The sequence below is a fragment of the Kitasatospora sp. NPDC056783 genome, assembly GCF_042789895.1.
In the GTDB taxonomy this organism is placed as follows: Bacteria; Actinomycetota; Actinomycetes; order Streptomycetales; family Streptomycetaceae; genus Kitasatospora.
Window position 1 is genome coordinate 1 of the sequence record NZ_JBHUAF010000345.1, and the last position, 9,432, is coordinate 9,432.

10 protein-coding genes and 1 pseudogene are annotated in these 9,432 nt (G+C 73.1%); 8 read left to right on the forward strand and 3 right to left on the reverse strand.

Annotated features, from left to right (window positions below; translation table 11 throughout):
* A partial coding sequence (locus tag ACFRMQ_RS32680) for an acyl-CoA dehydrogenase family protein (RefSeq protein WP_157882129.1) occupies positions 1-82 on the forward strand: 82 nt, incomplete at its 5' end.
* A gap of 49 nt (positions 83-131) precedes the next feature.
* A pseudogene (locus ACFRMQ_RS32685) lies at positions 132-317 on the forward strand (GNAT family N-acetyltransferase); the annotation flags it as partial.
* Here ACFRMQ_RS32685 and ACFRMQ_RS32690 read toward each other — a convergent pair.
* A complete protein-coding gene (locus ACFRMQ_RS32690; RefSeq protein ID WP_380734359.1) occupies positions 241-837 on the reverse strand; it encodes an NAD(P)H-dependent oxidoreductase in 597 nt (198 codons plus the stop codon). The pseudogene ACFRMQ_RS32685 and the gene ACFRMQ_RS32690 sit on opposite strands and share 77 nt — an antisense overlap.
* A 71-nt stretch (positions 838-908) precedes the next feature.
* Between ACFRMQ_RS32690 and ACFRMQ_RS32695 the strand changes: the two genes are divergently transcribed.
* The 3 genes from ACFRMQ_RS32695 (at position 909) to ACFRMQ_RS32705 (ending at position 2,955) form a co-directional block, all read left to right on the forward strand.
* The gene (locus ACFRMQ_RS32695) at positions 909-1,562 is read left to right on the forward strand and encodes a class I SAM-dependent methyltransferase (RefSeq protein WP_380734360.1); all 654 of its coding nucleotides are present in this window, start codon (positions 909-911) and stop codon (positions 1,560-1,562) included.
* A 66-nt stretch (positions 1,563-1,628) separates the two neighbouring features.
* Positions 1,629-2,132, forward strand: a complete 504-nt coding sequence (locus ACFRMQ_RS32700) for a peptidylprolyl isomerase (RefSeq protein WP_380734361.1) — start codon at positions 1,629-1,631, stop codon at positions 2,130-2,132.
* Positions 2,133-2,382: 250 nt separating this feature from the next.
* Positions 2,383-2,955, forward strand: a complete 573-nt coding sequence (locus ACFRMQ_RS32705; protein ID WP_380734362.1) for a hypothetical protein — start codon at positions 2,383-2,385, stop codon at positions 2,953-2,955.
* A 15-nt stretch (positions 2,956-2,970) separates the two neighbouring features.
* On the opposite strand, the gene ACFRMQ_RS32710 is transcribed toward ACFRMQ_RS32705, so the two are convergent.
* Positions 2,971-3,459: a hypothetical protein gene (locus ACFRMQ_RS32710; RefSeq protein WP_380734363.1), complete on the reverse strand. Its 489-nt coding sequence runs from the start codon at positions 3,457-3,459 to the stop codon at positions 2,971-2,973.
* A 40-nt stretch (positions 3,460-3,499) separates the two neighbouring features.
* On the reverse strand, positions 3,500-4,468 hold the full coding sequence (locus ACFRMQ_RS32715) for an LCP family protein (RefSeq protein WP_380734364.1): 969 nt from the start codon (positions 4,466-4,468) through the stop codon (positions 3,500-3,502).
* Between the two features lie 755 nt (positions 4,469-5,223).
* Here ACFRMQ_RS32715 and ssuE point away from each other — a divergent pair.
* The 3 genes from ssuE to ACFRMQ_RS32730 all read left to right on the forward strand — a co-directional run bounded on the left by ssuE (position 5,224) and on the right by ACFRMQ_RS32730 (position 9,381).
* Entirely contained in the window at positions 5,224-5,778 is a 555-nt protein-coding gene (ssuE, locus tag ACFRMQ_RS32720; RefSeq protein WP_380734365.1) for an NADPH-dependent FMN reductase, read from the forward strand.
* A 230-nt stretch (positions 5,779-6,008) separates the two neighbouring features.
* Positions 6,009-6,791, forward strand: a complete 783-nt coding sequence (locus ACFRMQ_RS32725; RefSeq protein ID WP_380734366.1) for an ABC transporter ATP-binding protein — start codon at positions 6,009-6,011, stop codon at positions 6,789-6,791.
* A 19-nt stretch (positions 6,792-6,810) separates the two neighbouring features.
* Positions 6,811-9,381, forward strand: a complete 2,571-nt coding sequence (locus ACFRMQ_RS32730; protein WP_380734367.1) for an ABC transporter permease — start codon at positions 6,811-6,813, stop codon at positions 9,379-9,381.
* Positions 9,382-9,432: the final 51 nt, after the last annotated feature.

Sequence of the window (9,432 nt, forward strand, 5' to 3'; positions counted from 1 at the left end):
GATGCGGGACGCGAAGATCACGCAGATCTACGAGGGGACGAACCAGGTGCAGCGGATCGTGATGGCCCGCAACCTCCCGTAACCCCTCCCGAGACGCTTCGGACTTCCGGAGCCCCCGGCCGGCGGCACCGACGTCCCGGCCGGGGGGCGGCCCGGCGGGGTTCTACGCCGGCCTCGGCTTCCGCCCGACCGGCGAGACCAGCGGCGGCCAGACCGTGGCGGCGCTGGAGCTGCCGCCGCTCAGCCGAGCAGCGCGGCCGCCTGCTTCCGCGCCTGCCGCAGCCACCGCACGCGCTCGGCGTCGGGGGAGCCGGTGACGGTGCGGAACACCGTCCGCCGGACATCGGTGACCCCGACGTAGGGCAGCACGCAGGCCGCCCAGATCCGCTCCAGCGGGTCGCCGAACTCCTCGCGCTCCCGCGCCTCGGGGGTGTCCGAGGTGTTCAGCACCAGCGCCCGCCCGGCCCGCAGCAGCCCGACCGGCTCGCCGTCGGCCGTCCCGAGCTTGTACGCGACGCCGGGGGCCAGCACCCGCTGCACCCAGCCGGTGAGCACCGCGGGCGGCATGCCCCACCAGTTGGGGTGGATCAGCACCAGGGCGTCCAGGGTGGCCACCTCGGTCCGGTGCAGGGCCAGCTGCGGATCGACGGGCCGCTCGGCCGCGGCCACCGTCCCGGTCTCCTCGGCGGTCAGCAGTGGCGCGAAGCCGTCCGCGTAGAGGTCGTGGGCGCGCACCTCGCAGCCGCGCCCGCGCAGTTCGTCCACCACCGCCTCGTACAGCGCGTGGTTGAAGCTGTCCGGCCGCGGATGCGCCAGGTAGACCCCGATCCTGCTCATCTTCCGTCCCCCTCGGGCTGGTTGGCGTGATCGATGCTACGGGGGACGGGCGCCCGGTAGGGTCCCGGACCATGACCGAGCCGGACTTCCTCGCCGAGACCAGGGCGTTCTACGACGCCGTCGCGACCGAGTACACCGACATGTTCCGGGACGCGCTGAGCCGGATGCCGGTGGACCGGGCGATGCTGGCGCTCTTCGCCGACCTGGTCCGCGCCGAGCGGCCGGACGCCCGGACGGCCGAGGTCGGCTGCGGTCCGGGCCGGATGACCGGCCCGCTGCACCGGCTCGGCGTGGACGTGCACGGGATCGACCTCTCGCCGCGGATGGTCGAGCTGGCCCGGCGGGCCCACCCGGAGGTGCCGTTCAGCGTCGGCTCGATGTTCGACCTCCCGTTCCGGGACGGGGAGCTGACCGGCGTGCTGTCCTGGTACTCGATCATCCACACCCCGGCGGAGCGGCTCCCCGAGGTGTTCGCCGAGTTCGCCCGGGTGCTGGCCCCCGGCGGCCACCTGATGCTCGCCTTCCAGGTCGGCGACCGGCCCTCGCGCCAGGAGCGGCCCTTCGGTCACCCGGTGTCGCTGGACTTCCGCCGGCTGCGGCCGGAGCGGGTCGGGGAACTGCTCCGGACGGCGGGTCTGCCGGTCACCTCCCGCACGGTCCGCGAGCCGGAGGGGGCGGAGCCGACACCGCAGGCCTACCTGCTGGCCCGCAAGCCGACGGCCTGAGCGCCGCCGGGCGCCTCCGGCCGGGGGCAGCGCGCGGGGGACCGTCGATCGTGCCATGATCCCTGCATGTCTTCCAACGTTTTCTTCGACATCACGATCAACGACGAGCCGGCCGGCCGGATCGTCTTCAAGCTGTACGACGACGTCGTCCCCAAGACCGCCCGCAACTTCCGCGAGCTGGCCACCGGCCAGAACGGTTTCGGCTACGAGGGCTCCGGCTTCCACCGCGTGATCCCGGCCTTCATGCTCCAGGGCGGTGACTTCACCAACCACAACGGCACCGGCGGCAAGAGCATCTACGGCGAGAAGTTCGCGGACGAGAACTTCACCCGCAAGCACGACCGCCCGGGCCTGCTGTCGATGGCCAACGCCGGCCGCAACACCAACGGCTCGCAGTTCTTCATCACCACCATCGTCACCGACTGGCTGGACGGCAAGCACGTCGTCTTCGGCGAGGTCGTCGAGGGCCTGGACCTGGTGAAGAAGATCGAGTCGCTCGGCTCGCAGAGCGGCCGCACCTCGGCCAAGATCACCATCGCCAAGTCCGGCGTGGTCGACGCGGACAAGTAAGCGCCGCGACCACCTGGCACACGCACCGCCCCGGAGCGGGACGTCGGAGCTTTCCGGCCTCCCGCTCCGGGGCGGTTTCGCGTCCGGGCGGCGGCCGGGGCGGACCTGCGGCGGGCAGGGTAGCCCGGAGCGCGGCCGTCCGGGCCGGAACCGGGCAATCATGTGGTCCGGTGTGGCCCAGGCCATACGCTCGACTCGGACGCGGTCCCAGCCGCGGCCGAACTCGACTCTGCGGCAAGGTGGTTGACCGATGATGGAGCAGGGCGCCGACGACGGCGAGGCGACCTACGAACAGGTGACGGTGGTCTCCCTGGCCGGCTGCGAGCCGGTCGGCCCGGCGCGGTTCGCCGTTCGGGTCGCCCGCGAGGGCATGACCGTCAAGCGGGTGGCGGGCTACTGGGTGCGCTGGGACGAGCGGTGGGGCGCCGACGAGGTCCGCCACCACTCCCGCTGGGTCGCGGACGAGGAGTACGTGCGGCCGGACACCGGCAGTCTGGACGGCACCCTCGCGGTGATGGTCGCCGCGTACTGGACGGACCCGGCGGGCACCTTCCCGCGCCGCCCGAGCACCGAGACCGTGGTGACCTTCCGCCCCGGCGAGACCGGGCACGAACTGGTGCTGGAGCAGCCCGCCCCGATCGGGCCCGCCGGCGCGCACCGCCCGGCCTCGGTGTCGGTGCAGCTGACCCACGCCCGGTGGCTGAGCGGTGTCCGGCAGCCGATCCACTACGGCTTCTCGGGTGCCACCGAGGAGGCCGGCGGCGAGGGGGAGTGGCTGGTCCGCTTCCCGGAGTGCGGCACCGGCCTGCTGCCGTACGTGTAGCCCCCGCCGGGTGGCTCAGGAGCCGCTCGCGCCGGGCCGGGCCGGCGCCGGCGAGGCGGCCCTCCAGTCGCCCGCCCGCGTCCCCACCCGGCGGGCCGGCGCGCCGGCCCAGATCTCCCCGGGCCCGGTCGAGCGGGTGAGCACCGCGTTGGCCCCGACGACGGTGCCCGCGCCGACGGTCAGCACGCCCTCCTTGCACACCACCTTGGCGCCCGCGCACAGCACCGCGCCGTCCTCGACCACCACCCGCCGCATCGCGCTCTCCTCCTGCGGCACCCACGGGTCGGCCCGGCCGATGGTCACGCCGTTGTAGAGCGTCACGCCGGCGCCGAGGGTGGTGTACGGGTGCAGCACGGTGCCGAAGCCGCGGTGGAAGACGAGCAGCCCGGGCCCGATCTCGCAGGCGGCGGGCACCTCCATCCCGTAGAGCGCGAGCGCCTCCTGGACCAGGCGGCCCAGGAGGCGGTGGCGGCGGTGGCGGATCAGCGCGGTGACGAGTGACATCCACCCATTGTGGCGGCATCGTCACCCAGAGTGGGGGTGGTTACTTGAACTCCGGCACCGCGGTGTCGTTCTTGAAGGCGTCGAAGAGCTGCTTGGACTTGTTGGTGTCCCAGAGCACGGCGGACTCGCCGGTCTTGGTGCGGTAGTCCGGGTTGCCGATCGGCACGGTCAGCGACTTGCCGTTGCCGCCGTTGACGTCCTTCATGGCGAGGAAGAACGAGCCGAGGTCGGTCAGCCCGCAGTCCTCGTCGACGATCAGGGTGCCGAGCGCGGAGTCGACCAGCGGGTAGAACGTGAAGGGGTTCAGCAGGTTGCCGGGGGAGGCGGCCTGGTGGGCCAGGGCGCCGAGGAACTTCTGCTGGTTGCGCATCCGGCCGAGGTCCTGGTCGGCCATCTGGTGGCGCTGGCGGACGAAGGCCAGGGCCTGCTTGCCGGTGAGGGTCTGGTCGCCCGCCTTGAGGTCGAGCCCGGAGTCCTTGTCCTTGACGTCCTGGTCGATGTGCATCTCGACGCCGCCTATCGAGTCGACGACGCCGACGAAGCCGCCGAAGCCGATCTCGGCGTAGTGGTCGATCCGGATGCCGGTGTTCTGCTCGACGGTCTGGACCAGCAGCCGGCCGCCGCCGTTGCCGAAGGCGGAGTTGATCTTCGCGGTGGCGCCCTTGACCGGCTTGCCGTTGCCGCCTGGGTGCTCGGGGATCGGCACCCAGGAGTCGCGCGGGATGCTCATCAGGGTGTTCCCCTGCTCCCCGACGTGCAGGACCATCATCGAGTCGCTGCGCTTGCCCTCGGTGTCGTGCCCGGTGTGCAGGTCGTCCTGCTCGGCGTCGGTGAGGCCCTGGCGGCTGTCGGAGCCGACGATCAGCCAGTTGGTGCCCTTGCCCGCGGCCGGACGGCCGGGGTAGTCGGCGAGCACGTCCTCGTGGTTGAGCTTGGAATCCGCCCAGAACCAGGTGGAGACGGAGGCCACCATGACGGCGATCAGCACGCCGAAGACCGACCACTTCACGATCCGCCCCCGCGGCCAGCGCCGGGCCTGGGTGCCGGTGGGACGGGCGGGACGGGCGGCACCCCCGGGGCCACCGGGACCGCCGGGACCCCCAGGGCCACCGGGACCGCCCGGACGGCCGGGGCCGCCCGGACCACCCGGACCACCCGGGCGCCCCGGGCCGCCGGGCCGTGCGCCGGGCCCCTGCGGCGGGACTCCGCCGGACCGGGACGCCCCCGGTCGCCCCGGCTGCCGCGGCGCGGGTGCCCCCGGCCCGCGCGGGTTCAGCGAGGACGGCAGCGGCGGCTCGGTCGAACCGCCCCCACCACTGCCGCCGTACGGGTTCCCGCCGCCCCCCGGGCGGCCCTCCTGCCACGTGTTCATGCCGACGAGGATGCCCGACCCCGGCCGGGTCGACTCCCCCCGGGGTGCCCACCAGGCCTCTTGTAGCAGTTTTGATGCACGTACCGGATCGTTCCGCCGTAACGTCCGGACACCCGGCGTTCCGCCTGCTGAAACGTTTCTTGACCGGCGCGAACACAGCGTGTTTGCATTCCGGGCATGGACCAGCGTTGGGCACTCACGCGTCGGCGGCACGTCGACCTGCGGCGTGGTGTGGCCTGCTCGCTCTGTCGCGGCTGACGCGCGCCCGTCGAATCCCCGCACGTCCGCCGGCCCGGGCCCCGCTCCTCCGCACCACGCCCGGCCCCGGCCCCACCGCGCCACCCCTCCCGGTGCCGCGCCGCGCCGCCCCGCTTCCAGCCAGAGGTGAACCCATGGCAGTCGTCCTGTCCGTTTCCGGCTCCCCGTCCCCGACCTCCCGCACCACCCGCCTGCTGCGCCACGTCGACGCGCGGCTCGCGGAGCGCGGCCACCACGTCGTCCCCTTCGAGGCCCGCAGCCTGCCCGCGCACGCGCTGCTGTCGGGCGACTTCGGCCACCCCGAGATCGTCGCCGTCACCGAGCTGTTCGACCGCGCCGACGGCATCGTCATCGGCACCCCCGTCTACAAGGCCGCCTACTCGGGCCTGCTGAAGGCCCTGCTGGACGTGCTCCCGCAGTACGCGCTGGCCGGCAAGGCCGTCCTGCCGCTCGCCACCGGCGGCTCGCCCGCCCACGTCCTCGCGGTGGACTACGCGCTGCGCCCGGTGCTCAGCTCGATGGGCGCCGGCCACATCACCCAGGGCTGGTTCGTGCTCGACCGCCACATCGTCGCCCAGGAGGACGGGACGACCCTGGTGGAGCGCGAGACCGAGGCCGCGCTGGACCCGGTCGTGGCGGGCTTCGCCACCGCCCTGGAGCGGCTGGCCGCACCCGCGCTGGCGAGCTGACGCACCGTCGCCGCGGGCCCGTACGGGGCGTCCCCGAGACGGGCCGCGGCGACCCCTAGGGGGAGTCGCGCCGCGCCCCGTAGAACCATGGTTGGACGGCTTCATTCCGGCGGATGACGAGCTGTCCGTCCGCCGCTCCTAACGTGGTTCACACATCCCCACCCGCCAGGAAGCGGCCCGGTCGTGACGCCGGGGCCGACGGGTGAGCGCACCTTCCCTAGGAGACCCAAGTGGCGACGGCAGTCGTGCATGACCCCCAGCTTCCCGGCGGAGCGTCCACCGTCGCCGCCTCGGCCCGGCAGGTGACCAAGGCGTACGGCTCGGGCGAGACCAAGGTCACCGCGCTGAACGCGGTCGACGTCGACATCCAGCGCGGCCGGTTCACCGCGATCATGGGCCCCTCGGGCTCCGGCAAGTCCACCCTGATGCACTGCCTGGCGGGCCTGGACACCGTCACCGCCGGGCGGATCTGGATCGGCGACGCGGAGGTCACCGGCCTCAAGGACAAGCAGCTCACCAGACTCCGGCGGGACAAGATCGGCTTCATCTTCCAGGCGTTCAACCTGCTGCCGACCCTGAACGCGCTGGAGAACATCACGCTCCCGATGGACATCGCCGGGCGCCGGCCCGACCAGGCCTGGCTGGACCAGGTGGTGGCGACCGTAGGCCTGTCCGACCGGCTCAAGCACCGCCCCACCCAGCTCTCCGGCGGCCAGCAGCAGCGCGTCGCGGTGGCCCGTGCCCTGGCCGCCCGCCCCGAGATCATCTTCGGCGACGAGCCCACCGGGAACCTGGACTCCCGCTCCGGCGCCGAGGTGCTGACCTTCCTGCGCCGCTCGGTGGACGAACTGGGCCAGACCATCGTGATGGTCACCCACGACCCGGTCGCCGCCGGCTACGCGGACCGCGTGCTCTTCCTCGCCGACGGCGTGATCGTGGACGAGATGTACGCGCCCACCGCCGACTCCGTCCTCGAACGCATGCGCCGCTTCGACGGCAAGCGCACCAGCTGAGCGACGGGACGACACCACGATGCTGCTCAAGACCTCTCTGCGGAGCTTCTTCGCCCACAAGGGCCGGATGGCGCTCTCGCTCATCGCCGTCGTGCTCTCGGTGGCCTTCGTGTCGGGGACCCTGGTGTTCTCCGGCACCGCCACCGGCACCTTCGACAAGCTCTTCGCCGCGACCGCCTCCGACGTCTCGGTCCAGCCGCCCAAGCCGGCCGAGGACGAGACGCAGCAGGCCGCCGTCAAGCCGCCGACCGTCCCGGTCGCGCTGGAACGGCAGGTCGCCGCGCTGCCCGGGGTGAAGACCGCGGTCGGCCAGGTCCTGGTCGAGAACGCCGTCCTGATCAACCCGGCCACCAACAAGCTGGTCGGCCCGACCACCGGCGCGCCCACCATGGCCGGCAACTGGACCGGGGCCCCGAACAGCCCGGTGAGGATCACCTCCGGCCACGCCCCGCAGGGCCCGGCCGAGCTGGTGCTGGACGCGGACACCGCGAAGAAGGCCAAGCTCGGCGCGGGCGACCGGATCCGGGTCGAGAACGCCGCCGGCAGGCACGACTTCACCATCGTCGGCATCGCCACCTTCACCACCACCAACCCGGGCGCGGCGCTGGCCTTCCTGGACACCCCGACCGCCCAGCGGGTGCTGCTCGGAGAGCAGGCCTTCAGCTCCGTCGCGGCGTACGGCGACGGCAGCCGCAGCGACGACCAGCTCAAGGCGGACGCGCTGGCCCAGCTCGGCGGCGGCTACCTGATCAAGACGGCGGCCGAGCAACGGGCCGACAACACCGAGCAGTTCGGCAGCGGCCTCGACTTCATGAAGTACGCGATGCTCGGCTTCGCCTTCGTGTCGGCGATCGTCGGCGCCTTCCTGATCGTCAACACCTTCTCGATGCTGGTCGCCCAGCGCACCCGCGAGATCGGCCTGCTGCGCGCCATCGGCGGCAGCCGGCGGCAGGTCAACCGGTCGGTGCTGGTCGAGGCGCTGATCCTGGGCGTGCTCGGCTCGACCCTCGGGATCGCGGCCGGACTGGGCGTCGCGGTCGGCCTGATCAAGCTGATGAACGCGATCGGCATGGACCTCGAGGCGGCCGACCTGAAGATCGGGCCGGACGTGTTCGTGGCCGGCTACGCGATCGGCATCGTGGTCACCCTGGTCGCGGCCTGGTTCCCGGCCCGCCGGGCGAGCCGGATCTCGCCGATGGCCGCGCTGCGCGACCACGGCACCCCGGCCGAGACCCGGGCCAACGTGATCCGCACGGTCGCGGGCCTGGTGCTGACGGCGGGCGGCGGCGCGCTGCTGGTGCTCGGCGCGGGGGCGGAGAAGGCGGCCACCGGCGGCCGGTACCTGGGCCTGGGCGTGGTGCTCACCCTGGTCGGCTTCGTGGTGCTCGGCCCGCTGCTGGCCTCGGCCGTGGTCCGGGTGCTCGGCGCGCTGCTGCCGGCGCTGTTCGGCCCGTCCGGCAAGCTGGCCCAGCGCAACGCGATGCGCAACCCGCGCCGCACCGGCGCCACCGCCGCCGCGCTGATGATCGGCCTGGCGCTGGTGATCGCCTCCGCGGTGTTCAGCTCCTCGGCCGTCAGCTCGACCAGCGCGCAGATCGACAAGTCCGTGGGCGTGGACTACATCATCTCCGGCGGCCGTACCGCGGCCACCCCCGAGATGCTGGAGGCGGTCCGGAAGACCCCGGGCATCGACCACGTCACCGTCCAGCGGTACTTCCCCGGCGCGAAGGTCCGGCTGGCGGACGGCCGGCAGGCCAAGACCCAGCTGACCGCGGTGCCGCCGACCTTCTTCGGCACCGACTTCCGGCCGACCGTCGACGCCGGCGCGGTGGACTCGGTCCAGCACGGCTCGCTGGGCATCGGCGCGGCCTTCGCCAAGGACCACGCCCTGAAGGTCGGCGACCGGGTCACCGTCGAGTACGGGCAGGGCCGCACCCAGGAGCTGTCCGTCGGCGCGGTCTTCGGCAAGGGCGAGGTGTTCGGCGACGACGCCTTCGTGGCCATGGACACCATGGAGAAGGCCGTCCCGGACGCCGAGCGGCCGCCGGTGTGGACCTTCTTCGCCAAGGCCTCGGCCGGCGCCGACGCCGACCGGACGCTGGCCGCGCTGGAGGACGGGCTGAAGGAGTATCCGCAGCTCACCATCAAGGACAAGGCCGGCTACAAGGAGCTCGTCCAGTCCCAGATCAACACCCTGCTGTACCTGATCTACGGGCTGGTCGCCCTGTCCATCACGGTCGCGGTGCTCGGCGTGGTCAACACCCTGGCGCTGTCGGTGGTCGAGCGGACCCGCGAGATCGGCCTGCTGCGGGCGATCGGGCTCTCCCGCCGCCAGCTGCGCCGGATGATCCGGCTGGAGTCCGTGGTGATCGCGGTGTTCGGCGCCGTCCTCGGCACCGGGCTGGGCCTCGGCTGGGGCGTCACCGCCCAGCGGGTGCTGCGGGACCAGGGCCTCGGGACGCTCTCCGTCCCGACCACCACGGTCGCGATCACGCTGGTCTCCTCGGTGGTGATCGGCCTGCTCGCGGCGCTCGTCCCGGCCTTCCGGGCCGGACGGATGAACGTCCTCGCGGCCATCGCGACGGACTGACCCGGCGCCGGGGGGCGCCGGGTCACGGACCACGGGGGAGGCGGGGGAGGC

Bases quoted from the DNA above. Each gene is read 5' to 3' on its own strand.
- ACFRMQ_RS32710 (WP_380734363.1), bottom strand. From the start codon at position 3,459: ATGTCACTCGTCACCGCGCTGATCCGCCACCGCCGCCACCGCCTCCTG.
- ACFRMQ_RS32705 (WP_380734362.1), top strand. From the start codon at position 2,383: ATGATGGAGCAGGGCGCCGACGACGGCGAGGCGACCTACGAACAGGTG.
- ACFRMQ_RS32695 (WP_380734360.1), top strand. From the start codon at position 909: ATGACCGAGCCGGACTTCCTCGCCGAGACCAGGGCGTTCTACGACGCC.
- ACFRMQ_RS32700 (WP_380734361.1), top strand. From the start codon at position 1,629: ATGTCTTCCAACGTTTTCTTCGACATCACGATCAACGACGAGCCGGCC.
- ACFRMQ_RS32690 (WP_380734359.1), bottom strand. From the start codon at position 837: ATGAGCAGGATCGGGGTCTACCTGGCGCATCCGCGGCCGGACAGCTTC.
- ACFRMQ_RS32730 (WP_380734367.1), top strand. From the start codon at position 6,811: ATGCTGCTCAAGACCTCTCTGCGGAGCTTCTTCGCCCACAAGGGCCGG.
- ssuE (WP_380734365.1), top strand. From the start codon at position 5,224: ATGGCAGTCGTCCTGTCCGTTTCCGGCTCCCCGTCCCCGACCTCCCGC.